The following is a 21,118-nucleotide window of genomic DNA, read 5'->3' on the forward strand; positions in this document are numbered from 1 at the left end:
TTGAAGCTGTCGATACTTACATTCGTTGGTACAACGAAAAACGTATCAAGGTATCTCTGGGACGTTTAAGTCCTGTGAAATACCGGCACAAACTTAGCCTAGCCGCATAAAACCAGTTCAAGTTTTTATCCACACCTCCAGCGGGTCAGTCTTGCGTGGAAATCAACAGTGTGCAGTCTGTTCCTCGTTTTACACACCTTGATCACCATGGCAGACAGATCTATCAAAAGAAAACTCATCAGCGCTTGCTTTTATGGGAAGTCTCTGTAATGCAACAACGCCCAAAACAGGGACAACATCACTCAACGCATCATCTTGAAAAAGGCCTTGGCCACTGCCACCTGGGACTCGTCCAGCCTTGTTTCGTCGATGTCGCCAAAAGCCATGCTGTCGCTAATGGGCCATTTCTCGCCAGGGTGGTTGGCTGTCAGCACATTCGCCAATTTTTCCTCCCGAAAGCTGCCAAAGCGCGCATCGCTGCGGCCGTCGATCTGCTGGTCCAACGCGCCGGCCAGCGAGAACGTCACGCCCCGGAGCACCATCACATTGCGCTGACGTGAGACATACTGGCCCACCGAGCTGGACGGCTCAGACCAGTCCACGCTCTGAAAGCACACACGCACTTCCTGCGGATTGCCGTTGCTGTCCAAATAGACGTAGCGGTTTTGCTGGCCTTCGGTGCGCCCCGTGGGCAAGCGGATGCCGGCAGCCAGAAAGGTGTTGATCATGGCCGTATCGCACAGCTCGGTGCCGCTGGCGTTGATACGGCCCGTGGGCGAAGTGGCGTTATCGCCCGGCGGCCGACCCACCCCGTTGAAATACGCTTCATAGGCCAGCTGCCAGCCCTGAATGAAATCGGTGGACAGGCGCTGGTTGGCCGCAGAACGCTGCAGATCGCGCCCCACCGCCACGGCACCAACGATCAAGCCGATAACGATCAAAACAACGCTCAACTCAATCAGAGAAAAACCGCGCTGCCGATGTCCATCGGGGCGATGAGAGAAGGTATGAAGTGGTGTCATGGCATAGGGCCCGGTGGGCAAAGAATTAGTGTCCAAGGGCGTCGGCCGTTAACGTGTTGTTATTGATAGAAATCGCCAAATCCGTCATGGCCGTAGTACGGTCAGCAAAATCACTGTGCACCGTCTTGGCTTCATCAAGCGACATGATTGCATCCGCCAAGGCGTAGGCTGCCGCCCCTGCAGCAATCACGGCAACGACCACGCCGGCCGCCGCCAATCCGATCTGGAAACTTCGCCCACCAAAAGTGAACACGGTGTCTGCCGAGGCCGAAACTATTTCCTTGGGCCCATCCGCCACAGCCGCTGCTGCGCCTGCCATACCGGCGGTGGCAGCAGCCACATCGGCCTCTGCCAGCTTGACAGCAATGAACAACTGGTCCCGGTAATCGTACAAAGCACGCTCCATGACCAAGGCGCTCGTGGCGGTATTGAAATGTGCATGGGCGATGGAAGCCAGGGCCGGGGCGCAATGCAGTTCGGTAAACAGCTCTGTATGGCTCGCGGCCATCACGCTGTCGTCGTACGTACTCGAGGCCTGTGTGCCGACCGAAGCAAACGTTGGCGACGCACTCGTAGCCGTCGCATTTGCACCGTCAAAAGCCTGCCCATCGCCATCGGCATCCAGCATGCCTGGCGCAGCCAATACAAAGGCCATGGTCCTGCGCACTCCGTTATGGTCCGTGGCCAAGAATCCCGCAGGCGCACCAGCGACCACGCTTCCCACATTCAGGGCAAGACATATATCGACCAGTGTGGTGGCTGGCCCCGTAAACGGACACGGTGGGCTGTTCGCGGCATCGCAAGATGCATTGAAAATGGGCGCATCAGGCGCAACCGACTGCGTTGCGGGTTGGGTCGTGCCCAACAAGATGGCAGCAGACTGCGGAACCGGTGCGATATGGGGATTGGGGCCATCGCCATTCATCGGCTTCGGCTTGGGAGTCGCCACCCGCACTGGATTCATACGATCACGCACGACGGCAAGATCCTTATCCAGTGGTGCGGACGCATCGGGCTGACGGTAAACGCCATAGCGCAATACCTTGGCCGCCATGTCCGGCAAGCCCAATGTGCGCCACGGGAGAAAACCCACCTGGCGCAGACCTGCGCCGTCGGTACAGATCTCCACGCCATTGGCATCCGCAGCAGGACAAGGCAAACGGTAATTGGCATGCAAAAAACCCACCAAAGCGTCACGAGCCTGCTGCTGTGAAGTCATCTGCACCGCCGTGACACGCTGCCGTTCGGCAAACTGCCACAGCATCACCGCGGCAGGCAAGATGATGCCCAAAGCCAACAGAACCACAGACAACTCCACCAGGGTAAATCCCTTCATCCGGCGGTTCATGGATTGAGCCCTTTCTGATCTAACTGGATGGCCGCATTCATCGCCTGGGTGAACGAGTTGTAGATGTGCACCGCGTAAGCGTCGGCTGCGAGCCTTTTTTCTTTGGTTGCCACCAGTTCATCCTTGGCCTCCTGAAGATCCTCGTTCGCCAGTACATTTTCTGCAATCGCCATCGACAGGTTGACGGCGGCTATCGCAATATTGAAGGCTGTCACACCCTCGGTGTTCGCTGCAGAAGCAATGGAAATCACGGTACCTGACGTTCCCAGTGCAATGCCCATGGCAGCCAGCACAACACCCGTATTAGCACCCTCCAAATCCGACTCTTTGGCAGAGACATCGGAAATCCGCAGTGACCAATACTCTTGCATGACCCGCGCCGTGTCGTAAGCGGCGTATGCGCCCTGAGCAGCAGCCTGCATGGCACTGAGGCGTGCCACGCAACCAATGCGCGCACTCAGGTCCGCAGGCCCTATCGCCAAACTCAGATCATCAAAATCACTGCTCTGGGGACGGCCAGGGAAGTCGAACTTCCACACGGAGCTTGCGCCCACGGCATTGTTCCCATCAAATTGATTGTTTGCGCCAGGGTGCACCAAGATATAGGCCACAGGCACAGAGTCCGCTGCACTTCCCGCGGCAAGCACTCCGGGCGCAGCCGAATTGGCCGCATACCGACGCAAGACATGGCACCAATCCAGTCCATTCACGACAGTACGGCGCCCTTTGGCTGCTGCGATCGATGCGACCGCAGCATTTGCAGCGTCTGTAGCTGCATCTGTCGCCGCCCCTGAATCTTCGGTGTGCTCTGGAACAGCTAAACCAGGGAGGTCGAGGTACAGATCTGGAGAAACCGAGGGAGCTGCAACCGTGATACCGGCAGCCAAGTCCAAGGAGCCACCACGGCTCACCCCATAGTGGAGGTTGTTGAACTCACTGCCCATACCCAAAGTACGCCACGGAAGAAAAACGGCGTTTGCGTCACCGCATGCCGCAACACCGCCCGCGTCCGATGCAGGACACGGCAAATGGCTGTTCGCCAGAACAAAACCTTCCACGGCAGCCTGTGCTTCTGACAGTTGCGCCAGCATGGCCGGCCGCTGCAATGGCTCGCGCGTAGCCATGACCCAGCGCCACACGATCAGCCCCAAAATACCGACGATCACCATCGCCACGGCCAGCTCGACCAAGGACAGGCCGCGCTGCCGACGAGAAAAAAAGCGTCTCATCGCATACCGCCCTTCTGATCGGAACGCAGCAGGATCTCCAGGGCCCTGGCAATCGGCATAGGCGTCACTGATCCGCTGGAAATAACACAATGAGGGGGAGAGGAAGTCTGGGCCACAAGCTCCTGGTACAAGTTGGTGACACCCGTCTCTCGGGTCTTTGCAGCGTCGAGTTCTGCCTGCAACGCCGTCAGTTGTTTTTCCAACTTGACGGGCAAAAGATATTTTGCGTCCAGACTAGGATCGAGAGAAGACGCACCAAACAAATCCACGATAGAAGCACGCACGTTGCCTGTGGTATCTACGAAAGGTGATATGCAGTTGCCAATGCAACCAGGTAATAGGGCCGCACCCGCTCCATCGTATCGACCGTAGCTTCCAGCGTTATACAAAAGGCCGTGGGTAGACTGATACGTTGCTCGTGCCGAACCAAAGTTGTTGTTCGCAGTGATGCTGCTCGCCAGGGAGGCATCCAGATTGGCCTGTGCCTTGCTGCGCTCCACGATCGCCTTGTCCAGTTCTGCTTGCAGGACTGTTGCATCGTTGAGCAGCACACGCTGGGAGGCCTTCTCGCCCCGCGCCTTTTGCAGCGGGGCTTTGGCGGCAGCTGTCGTCGCTGCCGCGATCTGAGCATCCAAAGCAGCGATGTCGCTATCGACTTGCGCCAATAGTGCAACTCTGTTGTCTTTCATAGACTGGTATTCGTTCACCTGTTTATTCCAGTTGTCTACGCTGTCCTGGTACAGCTGAACTTGCTGGTCCACCTTGTCGCGCTCGTACGAAGAAGTGCCCCAGCCGCCCGCTGCGGCCATCAAGCGATCTACGCGCAAATCGATGTCAGTAGAAACAGCGCCTGCACGCACATACCCACGCAGTGCAACGATGGCTGCGTCCCTGGCGATTCGAGCAGCAGCGAGCTCATTCGCCTTGCGCGTGACGGCTGCCTCTACGGCCTCCCTCGCGGCGCGCGCGTCATTGACTTCCTTTTCGGCCGCAGCGAGCGCAACCGACAGATCCACGGCGGGACAAACTTTGCTCAGGTCATAACTACCATCGGCCAGTGCCATCGCCTGACCTGCCATCGCAGCGGCCGCAATATTGGCCGCCAATGAGGCAGCATTCAAAGCAATGCCCGGGCCTGCCATCGATCCGGCCGCTACGTGTATGCCACCGGCCGCACAGGCGTTGACCGCAAAGCCCAAGGAGGCCGCGCACAAGGCAAAGTCAGCGGCTGCATTGCCAAAATCCGAGATGCCCTCAAGGACTGTGGCCGTGGTTTCCACCGCTGTCATTGCCGCGCCCAATGCTGCGAAAACAATGGCCTGCGTCGCGTCTTGGATATTCTCCTCTCGCATGCCATGTACCTGCTCAATGACATCAACCCCCAACGCAATCGAATTGATGGAGTCGATCAACGGATAACAATGCAGGGAGGCAAGCAAACTGGCATGCGATCGCTCCAGCACAATGTCGTCGTACTGGGCCAGCAATGGCCTGCGCAGCGGGTCCTCGACCAGGCTGTCGGCTGGCGAATTGGCACCGTCAAAGAGGCCCGCATTGCCATTCGCATCACCCAGTCCCGGATGCACCAAGGCGTAGCCCGTGGATCGCACCGGTGAAGTATTCACCCCTGCCATGCCTACCGCGTACGACGTAGTCCTTCCAACCTCCAGCCGTTGGCAAAAATCCGTCAATGTCAGAACGTCGGAGGTATAGGTTCCACTGGGAGCGGTATCACGCATGGCCGTATACGTCGCGCCGTCTTCATCGTACGCAAGGGGCCGCCATGAATCCGTCAGCAATGTGAGGTCGTTAGCACCGGCACCTCGCTGCACCAAATACCGTAGCTGACCCACACTCACTCCGGCGTCGGCACCCGCCAGGCCCAACGTGACTGTCGGCAACCACCCTTTTTGCCCGCCACTAACGCAATCCTCCTCGCCATCACGATTGATGTCCGGACAAGGCAATCTGTTCATCACTGTCACAAAGGCTTCAAGGGCCCTGTTAGCACTGGCCAAAGCTTGGCGTTCCTGCTTGGAGGACTCTACGGCAGAACGTTCACGCCACTGCAAATAAGTCATGGCTGCAAGGCCAGCCATCACCGAGATCAGGAGCAGAACTTGAAGCAAACCGAATCCGCTCGAGCGTGCGCGCGATCGGCATGGCTTGCTGGCATTGGAAAAATTGGTGGATATGGAGTGCATCAGGAACGCCATCACGGTAGGCTTCTTCGCAACCAACCGGCAAGCTGGGCCGGAGATTCGGCGACAACAACATCGTCAGACTCAAACCGAACAGGTACCGATGGACTGGAAGCACACAGGCCAAGTGGAGCCACTGATCTGTGCGGTGCATCAAATCGACTCCCGTCGTTGTCCTTGTCTTGCAGCGGTATAACTATCCAGTAAGCAGCCGCCATCAGTAAATTTGCGCCGCAGTCAATCGGCCCTGCGCTCCCTGCATCTCCGGTAAGAAAGGTCCTAGAAGAGGAGACAGGCAAAACAGACGCGTTATTGAGCGCCTTGATCAAATCTGTGGCGTCACGAAACGTGGTCGAGTCCGCATCAGCTGTGTCACTCGTGCGCTCCATGACAACAGCAAGATCTGCATCTTCGGCGGCTACTGGATTGCTGGCACGAAACACCGAATAGTGAGCGCGAAATTTGTCAACGGGAATATCGAGCCCGACGCTCACGTACGGAAACCAACCTACTTGGACGTCAGGCGCACACTCGCCAGCCACCAAACTTTCATACCCAGCGCCGGTGACACTTGCGTCCGGACATGGCAAACGCCCCTGTCGCAATGCAAACGCGCGCAACAGAGACTGCAACTGCTGGGCCTCCGCATGACCGCGTTCTATTTCCTGCTGCGCAGTGACTGTCTCGTACCCACTGAAGGCCGCCCAGGACATCAATCCCGCGATGACCAGACTGACCGCGACCTCCACCATCGAGAAGCCACCCTGTACAGCCTGGCGTGCTGGCGACCGCCTTACAGCGAGTTTCACGGCTTTGCCCCTGAAGCAGTGGAACGTCGCGCATAGCTTTGCATCTTGGCTGCCTCCGCGCTGATCACCGCCGAAAGTCGAGTCAACTCCTCACGAATAAACTGTTGACGGGCCAGATCCTTTGGGTCTGTGCTCGATAAAATGACTTGCGCTTCACGATTGAGGGCCTGAATTTTTCCAGTGTTCTCCATCAGGATACGAAGGGACTGAAAATACCGTGAATCCAGATCACCGGCCGTGAGCATTTCCAGTTCGGTAATAACAGCGCTGACTTCGGCCGGTGACGCATTAGCGCCTTGCGCGCTCAATGCGGCCAAGCGCTTGCGCACCTCGGCCAGTTTCGCTCGACGCTCCTTGGTACTCATCCCTGTCCCGGCCGACACAGCAGAACCACTCGCCAGGTCTTGTGTGGATGCGACAGCGCCTGGTTGTGTTGAGCCGGGCATTTCCACCATTGGCACAGGCTTTTTTATGGCAATGGCTGCGGCAGGAGTCACCGCTGGCGTTGATGCATTGTTGGCACCACCCAGTAACCATCCCCCGGCAAAAACCAGTACCAGTACGCCAGCAGAAGCACCAATGAAAATGCTTTTTTGCATTACGTTCCCACCCAAAATATCAATCGCTGCTCAACCAGACGGCACTCTTGTTGAAAGTCAAATGCACACGGCAATTGACGATGTATCTCGCTCATCCATGGCCATTGGCTAGTCATCAAGCGCCTCCCATGGTCTGGTTCACAGACTGGCGCACAAGGTCGTACACGGGCAACAGCAAGGCCACGATGAGGAAAAGAAACAAGCCACCTGCGACCAGAATGATCAACGGCTTGAGGATTTCGGCCAGCGATCTGACGATCACTTCCAGACGCTTGCGGTAGTCAATGGCCAGGTGGGACAGCTGCTGGTCCAGGCTCCCTGATTCTTCCCCCACCGAAATCATGCGTACGGCCATGGGTGGAAAGCCGCCTACGCGGCGCATGGCCGCCGACACGGACTCGCCGCGCGAGACAGACTCCGCCACCTGAATCAAGCGGGTACGGTAGTACCGATTCTTGGTTGCACGACCCAGAATGCGCAGGCTCGACACCTGGTCCACACCCGCGCGCACCAGAATAGACAAATGCTCCGTCATGTAGGCCATGCCCGAAGACACAACCAAAGTACGCGAGATGGGCAAGCGGTGCAGCAGGCTGTACACCGCCAGCTGAATACGCTCCGAACGCTTGAACAACAAGGCTCCTCCGGTCACCACCAGGGCAGTCACCAGCAACACCCAAGGCAAATGCTTGGAGAGCATGTCGGCGAAAGACACCAGTCCTTCCGTGATCGGTGGCAGCTTGGCTTGCAGCTGCTTGAACAGGCGCGCCATGCTGGGCACCACGTAATAGATCCAGAAAATGGCCACACCAATGATGCTGACGAACACAAAGGCTGGATAGATCAGCGCCGTCTTGATGTCGCGCTTGATGTTGATCATGCGCTCCACATGCTCTGCCGCCTCGCTCAGCATGCGGTCCAGTGTTCCGGTCTGGTCGCCAATGGCCACCAGGTTGCGCACCGTCTCCGGAAAAACGTCCGGGTGGCGGTTGAAGGCCTCCGTCATACCAATACCAGTATTCAGATCGTCCAGCATGTTGCGCCCAACATAGGCCATAGCGCGGTTGTCCCCGCTGTCACTTTCATCAACCAGAGTCGACAGCGCATCGAGCGAGGGCACGCCCGCCTGCATCATCAGGCCCATGTCACGCAGGAAGCCCGCCAGGTCTTCACCCCGCACCTGGCGGCGAAACAAGTGCAAGAACAAACCAGAAACTGAGGCAAGCCAGGCAGGAAAGCGCCACAAGCTCAGAACCGTGCCATCCGTATCTGACTCGATGCGCATGCGCGCCGACAGCTCGCGTTTGACCGCCATGCGCAGCACGCCCGATCGGACTCTGCCTTGGGGCAGCAAAACGCGGTAGTAATAGGTATTGAGTGTGGCCATGAAGTCGTGTCCGCCCAAAAGGCTCAGTCCTCGCCCACCGTGCGCACGATTTCTTCCATCGTGGTTTCGCCCGCCAGCACACGGTTGCGCGCCAAGGTCAGAATGGGTCGCATGCCCGCCCCCAAAGCACGCTGGCGAATCTCGGCCCGCGTGGCATCGGACGCAATGGCATCTGCCAGATCCCGGTTCACAATCAGCATTTCGTAGACAGGCAGCCGACCCATATAGCCGGTATCTCGGCAATGATGGCAACCAACGCCCTGGAACACCTGCACCGACGCATCGGGGTCGGTGCGACCCAACCAACGACGCTCTTCGTCCGTGGCCGGGCGTGGCTTGGAGCAATGCGGGCAGATGCGGCGCACGAGGCGCTGATTCACCACAGCTACCAAATTCTCCGCAATGGTTTCGGCATCGGAGCCCAGCAACTTAAGCCTTGGCATCACACCAAAGATGCTGCCAACGTGCAAGGTTGACAACACCAAATGACCAGTGGACGAGGCATCCAACGCGGCGCGAGCCGTTTCAGCATCACGGATTTCACCCACCAGAATAATGTCCGGGTCGTGTCGCAAAAAATGCCGCATAGCATTGGCAAATTCATAGCCTGCACGGCGATTGACTTCCGTCTGACATGCCACTGGCACACGGTATTCCACCGGGTCTTCCACAGTGAGCACATTGCGCTCTATCAGCGGCTGCATGCGCAGAGCCGCGTGCAAGGTCGTGCTTTTACCCGAACCCGTAGGCCCGGTAATGAGGATCAGACCATGGGGACGGGAAAAGGCCTTAGCCATCACAGCCACGTCTTCTTCCAAAAAACCAAGATCTGCCAGCTTGTCAAGGCTGCTGCGCTCTGGCAGCAGGCGCAGGACCATGCGCTCGCCAAATTCAGAGATCAAGGTGGACACACGGATGGTGTAGTTGTGCTCCATGACCATGGCCGTGAAACTGCCGTCCTGCGGCAGACGCTGCTCACTGGCATCCATCTCGGCCTGTAACTTGACGAACATCACCAGGCGATCGAGTGCCGGTGACAGCGCAAACATGGGGTGTAAAACTCCGTCCACCCGCATCAGCACCGAGCGACTGCGCGCGGTGGGGGCCAGGTGAATATCGGTAGCGCGCTCACGCACAGCCAGATGCAGCATGTGCTCCAACAGGCGGGCCGGGCTGTAGGCACGGTCCACATCGGCCTCCAGCTTGCGCACTTCTCTCTCGATCAGGCGGTTCGGCGGGTTCTCGGCGAAGTAGTAATGCTGCTGAATAGTCTGCGCCACACTATCAAATTCGCCCTGCAGAAAATAACAGCCCTTGCCCAGGCGACGCTGCACCAACTCACGCACGGCATCGGGTTGGGCATCGCCCAAAATCACTTCCAGCTGACCATTGAATTCACGTACGGGCAAAAATCCGTACGTCAAGCATAAAGCCCGGTTGAACACCGCAGCCACCACAGGATCGGGCTCCGGCATTGCTGATGAGCTCACGAACTTCAAGCCGCGCTGATTAGCCAAATGCTGGGCTACGTCCTTCGCACTAGCAAAGCCCAACTCGACCAAGAGTGTGCCCATTGGCACCTTCTCAACCTTCTCCTTTTGTAATACGTAGTCAATAGTGACTTGCGAAACAATGCCAGCTTTGACTAGGGTGGCACCTAAGGTCGGCACTTTGACTTGCAGGGCTGCCACATGCTCGATTACCTCCGTGTCCTGCAGCACCAACGGACGCTCGGAATCAAGCACGGATTTATCGAGCGGATACATGCGGATGCTCCAAGAGGAAAAAAATTAAATCATCTGGTTTTCCCGTGGCAGAAAAACCCTGTTGTTGCTGAAATCGTGCAAGCGCTTCAGCAGTTTTTGGACCAAACAGGCCGTCATCGAGTTCACGGACGTCCAGAAAACCCATGCCTTTGAGCTTGAGCTGTAGATTGCGCGTGGCTATTTGCCCGGCAATGATGTGATGCGCATTACTGGGACCCCACCAAGCCACCCACGATTCATTGTTTTCAGTGAACAAGCAGACCTTGGACATGGCCTTCAAACTACCCTGCGGGGAGCTTTCTTGTGGCAAACGCTGCATTTTTAAAGTCTCGCCCCTCGCAGGTACGCTCTGCTTCTTGAGCTGTTCTTCACACTTCTGGCGTGATGCAGTTTTGAGCATTGGAGCCGCGATAGCGTGCTGTGCCTTGGCATTGACGGTCGTTATTAGCGACTCAGTCGGTGCAGAGGCTTGTGCCACAGGTGCTGACATGCTTACATCCGGCTCTTGGTCGCCTGAAGCTGAAATTTCTTGTCGATTGGACAAGCCCCAACTGGCAACAGCCACGGTAGCGGTCATGCCGGCCAGTAAACCCGCAGCAATCCAGGCCCAGCGGCTGCGTGGTCGCGTCACGACCACTGCATGGCTAGCTTCGTTTTCTAAAACAGGAAGATCCGAGACAGCACGCTGTACCAGATTCTCGGTTATCACCGAGCCACGCGCACTGGCTAGCCCATAAAGGCAACGATCAAAAATTAGGTGAATTTGTCTCAAATTTCCTTGAGTTGCGCGGAATGCCACATCCACAGCCTCGCGCTCAATGGAGAGACGCCCTTCTGCACCAGCCGCATTGGCGCGGAAATCAAAATACCGTGCTAACTCCTCCTTGCGCAGACAGCTCAAACGCGCATGTTTGACAATGCGGCTCTTGAGCTGGCGCAGTTCCGGTGCAGCCAAGGTTTGCTCCAGCTCAGGCTGACCTACCAGTAGTATCTGCAGCAGCTTTTCTTGATCCGTTTCCAGATTGCAAAGCAAGCGAACCAGTTCCAAGGATGTCACGCTCAGATTCTGAGCATCATCAATGACCAACAAGCTTGTTTCACCTCCTTGGTGGCGGGCGATCAAAAACTCCGTTAGCCGAGCCAGGCCTTGCTCCACCGATTCACTCCCCGGCAAGCCAAAGTCGGACTGGATGGCGGACAGCAAAGCACTGTCTTGCAAAAAAGTGTTCAGCACAAGGGAAGAACGGCATTTCTTGTCTTTCAGCGTGTCCAGCAATCTCCGCACCATAGTGCTCTTGCCCAATCCCACTTCACCAGTGAGTAGCACAAAACCCTTGCGTGCCTCAATACAATGCGCCACCTCGGCAAAATCCTCTTCCAGACGAGGCGTAAAAAAGTACGACCCTGCATCCGGTGTGGGAGGAAAGGGATTGCGCGACAAGCCCAGGCTTGCGTAAACGGGGCTAATGCTCATTGCCGTGCGTTAGGAGTGAACTGAGCTAAAGCCGAGCGCAGGTTGTCTGAATCGGGCTGCAGGCGCACAGCGGAAGCTAACGTTGCTCGGGCGTCCTCAGGCTTGCCTTGACGCACCAAGATACTGGCCAAATTGATGGCGGCCTCTTCGTCACCCTCCATGCGCTCCAAAATCGCGTGGTACTGCTCAGCAGCCGCATCATCGTTGCCTGCACGCAAATCAAACCACGCTTGGGCACGCATCAACCCCAAAGAACCTGCTGGCAAACGAGTCTTCAGCGCGTTGAGCTCGTGCTGAGCGTCCGCTTTGTGACCGCCCTTCATGGCGATCACAAAGCGCGCAAAGCGCAATTCAATCGGGGATTCGTCCGTAGCGGGTGCCGTGGCAGACACATCCGTAGCCCGTACGGGGTCAGCAACCTGGCGCTCGGACCAAGGAGGCGTTACCACAACAGGCCGAGCCGTCTGAACAACGCGCCTCGTGACAGGCACAGTTAATGTTGATTGCTCCATCACTTTCATGCCCTGTGCGGGTGCAGGCACCGTCACTGCTAACGCATGCGATACAGACACAGACTCGGTGGTTGTGGCCACTTGAGCCATGCGAGCGTTTGCAGAAACATCTGCCACTTCAACATTGAGGGATTGAGCAAGTTCAGCAGGTAGTGCCGGCGCGGAAGCCTGCTCAACTTCAGGCTGCACCACAGCGATAGCAGCCGGAGACAGCGTGGCGCCCTTGGGTGACTTCTGGCTTTGCCAGTAGGTCAAGCCAGCGCAGCCCACCCCTACCACCACGGCAAATGTCAGGGCACCACCTACCCAGGCAGGTTGACCGCCACGCGCAGCTGAGGAGTTACCTGTAGGCGCTGGGACCTGAGCTGCAACAGCCGGAGCGGAAGCTTGCTGTGCCGTCGCATCCATGGACTTCAATGCATCATGAATCAGGCTCATAACACGCGTGCCCTCAAGACAATCACCAGCTCACGGCTGCCATGCACCTTGTTTTCGCTTCCGAACAACTTTCCGAGAACAGGTACATCCGATACGCCTGGTGCACCGCGGTCGTTGTTGGAGGTCCGCTGATCAATCAAGCCACCAACCACCACGACATCGCCGTCACCCACGTTCAGCGTAGTAGTTAAGCCCTTGTAGCTCACCTTGGGTAAGGAAACTAGGTTGTTGCCACCAACTGCCACTAGTTGCAAGCTGGCTGGGTCCACCTCACTTTGCATGGGGTTTAGCAGTAGCTCGATGCGGCCATCCTCTCGAACCATGGGTAACACCCCCACCATCACGCCTGAGAACACTGTGTCCGTCTGTACGTTCGACGACGTGGTGCTGGCGCCGCCGCCGGGTGCTGTTTGCGTGGATGCGGACTGCGACACATAGCGTGAGCTGGTACCCACAGATAGCAAGGCAGGGGTTCCGTTGCGCACTTGCACATTGGGGTTTGACAAGACCTTGAGATTGCCGAAAGAGCGCAGCGCGTTAATGACAATGCCGTAGTTGCTGCCCTGATAGGAGACGCCCAAAGCAGGACCGGTCAGGCTGCCAATGAGTTTCGCTGGAATCGAGATCGCACGATCCAGGTAGCCCGTACCGGCGTTTGGTAAAGTGGCCGTGCTGCCTCCCAATTGCATGGGCGATGAACCAAAGCCTGCGGCCAGTCGACTGCGCAAGGAGTTCCAGTCCACGCCAAACTCAAAGTTATCGGCCAATTGCACATCGATCAACTGCGCCTCAACATACACCTGCTTGCCCAGTACCTTGTGCACCTGGGCCAGCATTTTTTCAACAGCACGCATCTTAGAAGGACGGGCCTTCACATACAGCGTGCCCGTCATGCGATTCAGTGTGAATCCACTGTCTTCACCCATGGTCGACCCCGCCAATAGCCCCTGCTGCATCGCATTGACTCCCTGACCGGCACCCGACCATGTGGACGATACGCCCGGGGCCATCATTTGTCCTGTTATCTGTTGCTGGGACTGGGCTTGCTGCGCTGCACGGATGTGGGCGTTGTCGCCCAAAATTGCCTTGAGTGCACCTTCAACGTCCTGGTAGGGGTCGGTACTGCTGCCGCCCGAGCCGGTCAGAGTCAGATTACCTTGCTGCGCCCCCGTGTTGCTGCCACCGCTGTTGGAACCACCGCTGCTCGAGCCGCCGCTGTTCGAGCCCCCACCCGAGGTGCCGCCGCCAAACACGTTGCCGCCCGAGCCCATCTGTAAGCTTGTCTTAGTGTTCAAGAAATTCAGTGCGAAGAATTTTTCTTCGGTTAAGTTCACTCGCAAGGTATTGCCACGAAACTCCCCTGATACGTCATAGGTGCGCAGTACTTCGTTGAAGCCTTCACGCAGCGTGACATTGCGCAAGTGCATATCGGCTAACTGACCACCTTTGAGTACGTTCGGGTCTACGATCAGGTTCAGTTTTCCTGAATCGGCAAAAGCACCTAAGATTTGGCTGATGCTTGCCTTGGACATAGCTACGTCGATCAGCTTACCTTCCAGTGGATCAAACACCGGAGTCACAGGTGCAATCACCGGTGCCGCCGCAGCTTTGTTCATTTCAGCCAGTAGCAGTTGCTGGTGAGCCAGCAGTCGCTGGGATTCCTTTACAGCGTTTTCACGCATCTGGTCGGAAGCCACTGTATCGACGGCAGGCAGGCTAGTGGCGCTGCGAGGTGTGGGACTGGAACAGCCGCCAAGTACCAAGGCAGCGCAGACCAGCGTCATGGGCTTGAAAAATGGTGGAAGATTCATATCGCTGCCCGTGGTACGGCTAAGGTAATTCATGACTTATTGGGAAAAAATTCGTATGTACGCATCGCAGCGCAAAGACCATCGCATCCCGAATGGCAGATGGCACGAGCCAACCCACGCTCACGGCGTACTTCCGGTAGGGACTATTGGGCATTGCCAGGGACGCCTGCACGGAACTGCTGGGTGTTGATGCTGGCCAAGGAGCCATCGGGCCAACGCAAGGTGCCCACGCGCAAACCGGCATCAGGCAAAGTCAGGGTCTGATGACCCAGACGCTCGGTGACCACTACCTGGTTGGGCTCCACCCTGGTGATCCGGCCACCGTCCTGCAAACGCGCACCTTGATGTGCCAACCGGTCATCAACCACCACCGTCTGCTTGTCGGTACCCAAATCATTCATGTGCAGCGACAGAGAACGACGCGGCATCTGCACGCTGCCCACGATTTCGCGGCCTGGCGCAGGCAGAACGATCAGGTTTTGTGGATCAACGCTACGGCGTGATGCCTGACCCTGGATGCGCTCCATAGCGCCAAAAGCGTCCGCCACCCGCGCTTGGTCCGCACGCAAAGCCACGGGCAGTGGAGCCAATTCCATGACTGGTAAGCGCACATTGGGTGTGCGCCCCTGCGCCAATTGAACCACGCCATACATAGCCCAGCCCAGCAGCGCTACAGCCACAACATTCAACAGCAATGCCGCATATTTCATGGTTTTACATTTCCGGATGCGGCAGCCTTGGCAACCAGTTCATAAGAAAACGCCCCCGGCATCACATCCGTTGGATCGAGGGCTTTCAAGGTCCAGCCTGATGCAGACATCTGGGTCACCCAGCGGTTGATCGATGCCGACGCACCGGGTGCAACCACACCGTCTACACGGAAGGAACGTGTTCGGTTGGTCGAGCTGGTCTCCATACGCACGCGCTGAATGCGGATGTCGCGCCCCGAAGTCCCCTTGATTTGCCCTAGGAAGGCGATCGGGTCATAACGCAAGCCTTCATCCAAGGTGCGGGCAAATTCCGTCACCGGCAGCAGCTTCGCTGGCGCTTCGACGTTCGACACCGCCTGGATGCGCTCTTGCATGACCGCCAGTTGCGCACGTTGGTTCTGCCCCTCTTCGTGCTGAGCGTCCGCCTGTTGACTGGCAAATATACCGAGCGCCCCCAGTGCAATACCGACCACCGCCGTCAAGGCGGTCATTGCCATGACCCAGCGCTCGGCACGCCATGCCACGCGCTCGGACAACGGATTGAGCGCATGCCTGCTGGCAGCATCGCGGGCCAGCGTCGGCATGACCGATTGCACGGACTCCGAGCCCAACGTCAGCTGGGTGGTGGGCATCACGCTCGGCTCACCGCCCAGCACGCTTTGCAGCGCAGCTAGACATATCTCCTGATCGACTTGTTTCGAGCTCCATAGAGCACCAAATTCGACCGCGTCGGCACCCAGACGACCCAGTACAGCACTTTGATTAGCCGTCACGACCTGGGCTGCATTGCCCATGGCCGCAGCCCCCGAGCCCAAAGCCTGGGTCGAACTAAACACCATGCCTTCTTCGGTCTGGGCAAAACACATCAGACGGCGCTGCGACAACAGCACACGCGCCTGGCCCAGATTCACGCCATGGCACAGCAGGCCGCCCGACGCCATCACCAGGCAATGATCTGGCTGGTCTTTCGCCCACTGCGCGCATTGCTGCCACAGGTCCAACGACACCGCCGAGAAATACGCTTGGAAACCTCCGGGCACTTTGAGCAGGCGGTGCATGACGATGTGCGCCGCACCTTCGACCAAGCCTTGCGTGCGCACACGCTTTTCAATCAACGCCGTGGCGTATTCGGATTTGCCTTCAAAGCGCCAGACATCGGTAAAAACGTCGTCCAGATCCAGTACCACCAAGGCGGTCTCGGTCAGTCGGGGCCAAGAAGGCGACTCATGCGCCTCCTGGTCGTGACAATGCATCCAGCCAGAACTGGCGATGCGAAAAACATGTTCAGCAAAAGCGCTCATGGAAACATCCTGGGCGGTTGGGCCACAGACACCGTCTGAAAGTACAGCGTGCCGCTGACGCCCAGCGTCAGACCCATGTCGCCCGGCTGGGGCTGCTGAAACAGTCCCGTTTCGGGCGATGCAGTGGCAATATCGAACAGGTCGGCAACGAAAATGGAGTCCGGGCCACCGCGCCCCAGCTCACCCAAAAATTCCGAGGCATCCACCCGGCTTGCGGCCCCCAACGGGCGACGCAGTTTGCGCTCACCCCAACGAGCAGGGTCAAAGCCCAGACGGTTGACCTCGCGTGCCACCTCATTGAGCGAGTGCACCAAGCGCTCGCGCGTCTGAACCTCGGGCATCAGGTTGCGAGCATCGTCCAGACTCTGCCGCAACACGGCGGACTGCTGACGCTCGGACGATAGGCGCTTGAGCCCACTTTGAGCTTGCCAGGCCCCACCAGCCAGCAAAACGGTGGCCACGGCCAGGACTACGAGCTTGAGCGTACGGGTACCGTTCAATTACTGCTCCATGATCCAATGAGCCGTCAACAGAATGACGCGGTCTTCATCCAGAGTGCGCCCTGAGGTTGTACCGCCAGCGGTGCCGCTGTTGTTGACCACGGCATTGCGGGCATCGCTACCCGTCATGGCACTGTTGGCGCCCGTGTTGGAGATGTTCACGCCTTCGGTGTTATTAGCTTCCCATTGAGTACCGGGTGCATTGGCTTCGCCAGCGCCGCCATGCGACGGACGGCCTTGGATGCGGAAACGGCCTTCACGCGAGTCAGGCTTGCCATCAATGACCTGATCCATGTAGCGCGCCAGATCGGGCGTCAGACCACGAATCACCATCACGTTGCCAGCGCCACTGGAAGTGCCAGACGTGTTCCACTGAAAGCATACTTGCAACTCCGTGGCGTTGCCGTTCGAGTCCATATATAGAAATCGGTCCTCATGACCTTCTCCGCGACCGGGCGGCAGGCGCACACCGGTACGCGTCATGCTGGTGCGTAGGTTCTGCGTGGCCAAGCCCGCATCGCCCAGGCCCACCGTGTTGGCGCCATAGCCCTGACCGCTACAAATCTTGAGGCCGCGGTTTTCAAAGTTCTCAGGGATACCCGCTACAGCCATGGAGCCTGCTCGCGTGCAAGCATTGGAGCCGGACAGGATTTGCGTTTCCGCGCCATTGACCATATAGGTAGGCGCCTGTTGGCAGTCACCCAGTACACTGCCGGTGCGCTGGTAGTACTGGTCATAGGCCATCTTCCACTGGTAGGCGAACTTGTTGATGGCCTTTTGGTACTCAGCGTTGCGCTGCACGTCCTTGCCAATGGAGATGGCACCAATGATCAGGCCAATTACAGCCAAAACAACAGTAAGCTCCATCAGTGTGAAACCCTGCTGGCGCTTACGGCCCAGCCTGCAAAATGGTTGCATTTTTTTCATCGAATTCTCCGACGACGAGTCAATTAATAGATAAGCGAAGATGAGAGGAAATAGCAGTGACCAAACAGTGGCAAGCGCCCTACTGCGTCATCCGATAGATAGCCGTGACGATGGCTACCTGGTCTTCGTCTAGGCCAGCGTTGTTCTTCGTCGCGATCTTGTCGTGGTTGCTCGCCTGCCATTCCTGGCCCGGAGCGTTCACCAAACCACCGGCGTTGTTCACCACACCCTCACGGCGGAAGCGTCCCTCCCGCTCATCGGGCTTGCCATCGATCATCTGATCAAGGGCACGTGCCAGATCCGGGGTCAGGCCGGTGATGACCATCACGTTGCCCGTACCATCACCGACGGCCTCGTCAGCCGCACCGTCACCCAAAGGGCGGTTCCACTGGAAGCACACTTGCACTTCTTGCGGATTGCCATTGCTGTCAAGGTACACATAGCGGTCTTCCAGACCTTCAGACCGGCCTGGCGGCATGCGAATGCCCACGCGCGTCATCAGCGCACGCAGATCTGGATCGGTTCCACTGGTGAAAGGACGGCTCATCCCCCGACCGGCCGCACCGCGGCAAATGGCGCTAGGCAAAGCCACGGTCGTCATGTCACGGCCCGACCGGCGTGCACCCGCGCCTGTGGCAAGCCAAACTTCGCCGTTCACCATATTTTGTGGTGCTGTCTGACTGTCGCCCAGTACCCCGCCAACTCGCTGGTAGTACTGCATATACGCCTGCTCCCACTGGTCGATGAACTTGTTCTTGATCTTGGTGTACTCCGCGTTGCGCTGCACATCCTTGCCGATGGCCACTGCACCAATGATGAGTCCGATAACGGCCAGAACGACAGCTAGTTCCACCAGCGTAAAACCCTGCTGGCGTGCCGTGCGCGCACGGCGCTGCGAATGTTTAAAAAGATGTTTCATGATCGAGGGTCCTTGCGCGGCTTCACTGGTTCATCTTGTAAATAGCGGTCAGGGTCAGCACCTGTTCTTCATCCCGCGTCTTGCCAGCCCCTGTCGCCGTTGCACTTGCCGCACCTCGGCCATAGCTGTTGTTCCCGGTCCATTCCACGCCAGGCCCGTTCGGCGTGCCGTTGGCCACACCCTGCAGACGAAAACGCCCTTCTTGGGCATCAGGCTTGCCGTCGATCACCTGGTCCAGCATGCGGGCCAAATCAGGCGTGAGTCCGGCAATCACCATCACATTGCCAGCACCTTCGGGCATGGAAGGGTTGTTCCACTGGAAGCACACCTGAACTTCTTGTGGTGATCCGTTGGTATCGGTGTAGACGTATAGGTCTTCCTGCCCTTCCGCACGACCCGGCGGCATACGAATGCCCACCCGGGTCATCAGGTTGCGCAATTCTTTCTTATTGGCACCGGCGCGCATGGTTCCAGCTTCAGGCTCGCGCTCGCAGACGGGTGCAGGTGCAGTTACTGCGGTCATATCGCCCCCCGACACCGGAGTATCGGCACCAACCGCCACATAGGCTGCGCCATTTACCATGATGCGCGGCGAGATCTGGCTATCGCCGACCACTACACCCGTGCGCTGGTAGTACTGGTTGTAGGCCTGCTCCCATTGGTCAAGGAATTTGTTCTTAATCTTGGCGTATTCAGCGTTGCGCTGAACGTCTTTACCAATGGCCACAGCACCGATGATGAGTCCAATAACAGCCAGAACGACAGCCAGCTCCACCAAAGTGAACCCCCCTTGCCCCGTCCGTTGACCGGCTGAGCTATGTGCACGTCGCGAAGGTAAAATGGCAAAGGATGGCCGCATGATGTTCTCAAACTTTTGTAACAATTTAATGAGCTCGCGAATCATATAGTTGCGATTGAATTTAAATATTACAGTTCGGCCTTCCCCTGCGTTGTTGCATTACAGAGACGTCCCATAAAAGCAAGCGCTGATAGGTTTTCTTTTGATAGACCTATCTGCCGTGGTAATCAAGGTGCGTAAAACGAGGAACAGACTGCACATCTACAGACGGGGTTGTGCACCTGGGTGTGCGCCCCAAGAAATAAACCGCGCAGCAGGGCTCCATTCAAATCTCGTGATGTTCTGCGACTCACACTGCGGCGTTGTTGCATAAATCGGCCATATGCCGAGGCATCCCCAATCCCAAATGGATTTACGCAGCAACGACCGTCTGGGGCGTGCCCAACGCGGTAAATTGATTGAGGATTGACACTCGAATATTGAGCTCGGCCACCTGGCGCTCAAACGACCTGGCCATCACCTTCTCGCCCAAACGCTTGAAGCAATTCATCTTGGTCTCCACCAGAGACCTTCGGTGGTAGCCACGCCATCTTTTCTAAATAGCCCGCCCTAACCCCCTACACGCCTTGACCGCTTCATTGCTGTGAGCAAATGCAACCCCTTTGCGCAGCTTCGCTCCTTTGCGTGGCGGGATGATTGCAATGGCTCCCCGCAGGTAGCACGCCTTATGTACATCTTGCGTGTCATACGCCCCATCACCAGTAAAGCTGGCTCTCTTTTCATTGCTTGGGATTTGACCTAGCAGGCCAACTGCCATGGGCGAGTCGCCCACTTCATTGGTTGTGACTGCAATGGCCCGAATCTGCAGCGTCTGGGCATCAATACCCAGATGCACCTTGCGCCACTGGCGGCGTCGCTCGGCGCCGTGCTTTTTGCTTTTCCACTCACCTTCGCCCAAGAACTTGATGCCCGTGGAGTCGGCCAGCAGGTGTAAGCCTTTCTCGCTTGCTCGGTAGTGCACCTGCACATTCAAGCTGTTTTGCCTGCGACACACCGTGCTGTAGTCGGGCACTGGCCAAGTCAGGCCTGCCATACGCAATAGCGACTGCACCAGGCCCAGCGTCTGGCGCAAGGGCTGGCCAAACAGGCACTTGATGGTCAGGCAAAACTGGATGGCCGCATCTGAGAACTTCTGACAACGAGCATGCTTGCCCATGGGCGGGGCTAGCCACTGCATGTCCCTATCCAGCCAGATGCTCAGATCCCCTCGCGCCTTCAATGCTGCGTTGTACGCCTTCCAGTTTGTTGTGCGGTATTTTGGTCACTGACAATAAAGTTCTGTCCTCAGACAATAAGTTCTGTCCTG

Annotated in this window: 18 protein-coding genes and 1 pseudogene; 1 reads left to right on the forward strand and 18 read right to left on the reverse strand. The window is 57.5% G+C overall.

What is annotated here, in order from left to right; all coding sequences use genetic code 11:
- The coding region (locus tag HF327_RS21225) for an IS3 family transposase (RefSeq protein ID WP_198462341.1) at nt 1–110 on the forward strand (110 nt) is incomplete at its 5' end.
- 192 nt (nt 111–302) lie between these two features.
- Here HF327_RS21225 and HF327_RS21230 read toward each other — a convergent pair.
- From HF327_RS21230 to HF327_RS21315, 18 genes and pseudogenes are all read right to left on the reverse strand, one after another.
- Complete coding sequence (locus HF327_RS21230; protein WP_198462342.1) at nt 303–1,022, reverse strand: prepilin-type N-terminal cleavage/methylation domain-containing protein; 720 nt, start codon at nt 1,020–1,022, stop codon at nt 303–305.
- Nucleotides 1,023–1,047: 25 nt separating this feature from the next.
- Entirely contained in the window at nt 1,048–2,358 is a 1,311-nt protein-coding gene (locus HF327_RS21235; protein ID WP_236024338.1) for a type II secretion system protein, read from the reverse strand.
- 8 nt (nt 2,359–2,366) lie between these two features.
- A complete protein-coding gene (locus tag HF327_RS21240; RefSeq protein ID WP_198462344.1) occupies nt 2,367–3,599 on the reverse strand; it encodes a type II secretion system protein in 1,233 nt (410 codons plus the stop codon).
- Nucleotides 3,596–5,815, reverse strand: coding sequence for a pilus assembly FimT family protein (locus HF327_RS21245; RefSeq protein WP_206764499.1), 2,220 nt, complete (start codon nt 5,813–5,815; stop codon nt 3,596–3,598). The genes HF327_RS21240 and HF327_RS21245 overlap by 4 nt, the downstream gene beginning before the upstream one ends.
- The gene (locus tag HF327_RS21250) at nt 5,815–6,609 is read right to left on the reverse strand and encodes a prepilin-type cleavage/methylation domain-containing protein (RefSeq protein ID WP_198462345.1); all 795 of its coding nucleotides are present in this window, start codon (nt 6,607–6,609) and stop codon (nt 5,815–5,817) included. Before HF327_RS21250 ends, HF327_RS21245 begins: the two co-directional genes overlap by 1 nt.
- Nucleotides 6,606–7,208, reverse strand: a complete 603-nt coding sequence (locus HF327_RS21255; protein ID WP_198462346.1) for a hypothetical protein — start codon at nt 7,206–7,208, stop codon at nt 6,606–6,608. Before HF327_RS21255 ends, HF327_RS21250 begins: the two co-directional genes overlap by 4 nt.
- Before the next feature lie 115 nt (nt 7,209–7,323).
- Nucleotides 7,324–8,595: a type II secretion system F family protein gene (locus HF327_RS21260; protein ID WP_198462347.1), complete on the reverse strand. Its 1,272-nt coding sequence runs from the start codon at nt 8,593–8,595 to the stop codon at nt 7,324–7,326.
- Between the two features lie 23 nt (nt 8,596–8,618).
- Entirely contained in the window at nt 8,619–10,361 is a 1,743-nt protein-coding gene (locus HF327_RS21265; RefSeq protein ID WP_198462348.1) for a GspE/PulE family protein, read from the reverse strand.
- Nucleotides 10,345–11,835: an ExeA family protein gene (locus HF327_RS21270; protein WP_198462349.1), complete on the reverse strand. Its 1,491-nt coding sequence runs from the start codon at nt 11,833–11,835 to the stop codon at nt 10,345–10,347. Before HF327_RS21270 ends, HF327_RS21265 begins: the two co-directional genes overlap by 17 nt.
- Complete coding sequence (locus tag HF327_RS21275) at nt 11,832–12,785, reverse strand: tetratricopeptide repeat protein (RefSeq protein ID WP_198462350.1); 954 nt, start codon at nt 12,783–12,785, stop codon at nt 11,832–11,834. Before HF327_RS21275 ends, HF327_RS21270 begins: the two co-directional genes overlap by 4 nt.
- On the reverse strand, nt 12,782–14,629 hold the full coding sequence (gene mshL, locus HF327_RS21280; protein WP_236024339.1) for a pilus (MSHA type) biogenesis protein MshL: 1,848 nt from the start codon (nt 14,627–14,629) through the stop codon (nt 12,782–12,784). Before mshL ends, HF327_RS21275 begins: the two co-directional genes overlap by 4 nt.
- 110 nt (nt 14,630–14,739) lie before the next feature.
- Entirely contained in the window at nt 14,740–15,306 is a 567-nt protein-coding gene (locus HF327_RS21285; protein WP_198462351.1) for a hypothetical protein, read from the reverse strand.
- Nucleotides 15,303–16,607: a hypothetical protein gene (locus HF327_RS21290; RefSeq protein WP_198462352.1), complete on the reverse strand. Its 1,305-nt coding sequence runs from the start codon at nt 16,605–16,607 to the stop codon at nt 15,303–15,305. Before HF327_RS21290 ends, HF327_RS21285 begins: the two co-directional genes overlap by 4 nt.
- Entirely contained in the window at nt 16,604–17,107 is a 504-nt protein-coding gene (locus HF327_RS21295; RefSeq protein WP_198462353.1) for a hypothetical protein, read from the reverse strand. The genes HF327_RS21290 and HF327_RS21295 overlap by 4 nt, the downstream gene beginning before the upstream one ends.
- Complete coding sequence (locus HF327_RS21300; protein WP_198462354.1) at nt 17,108–18,034, reverse strand: type II secretion system protein; 927 nt, start codon at nt 18,032–18,034, stop codon at nt 17,108–17,110.
- Nucleotides 18,035–18,113: 79 nt separating this feature from the next.
- Nucleotides 18,114–18,953, reverse strand: a complete 840-nt coding sequence (locus tag HF327_RS21305; protein ID WP_198462355.1) for a type II secretion system protein — start codon at nt 18,951–18,953, stop codon at nt 18,114–18,116.
- A gap of 22 nt (nt 18,954–18,975) precedes the next feature.
- Complete coding sequence (locus HF327_RS21310; protein WP_198462356.1) at nt 18,976–19,812, reverse strand: type II secretion system protein; 837 nt, start codon at nt 19,810–19,812, stop codon at nt 18,976–18,978.
- A 352-nt stretch (nt 19,813–20,164) separates the two neighbouring features.
- Nucleotides 20,165–21,070, reverse strand: a pseudogene (locus HF327_RS21315) (IS5 family transposase); the annotation flags it as partial.
- Nucleotides 21,071–21,118 lie beyond the last annotated feature (48 nt).

Source organism: Comamonas suwonensis, from assembly GCF_012844455.2.
GTDB lineage: Bacteria > Pseudomonadota > Gammaproteobacteria > Burkholderiales > Burkholderiaceae_C > Comamonas > Comamonas suwonensis.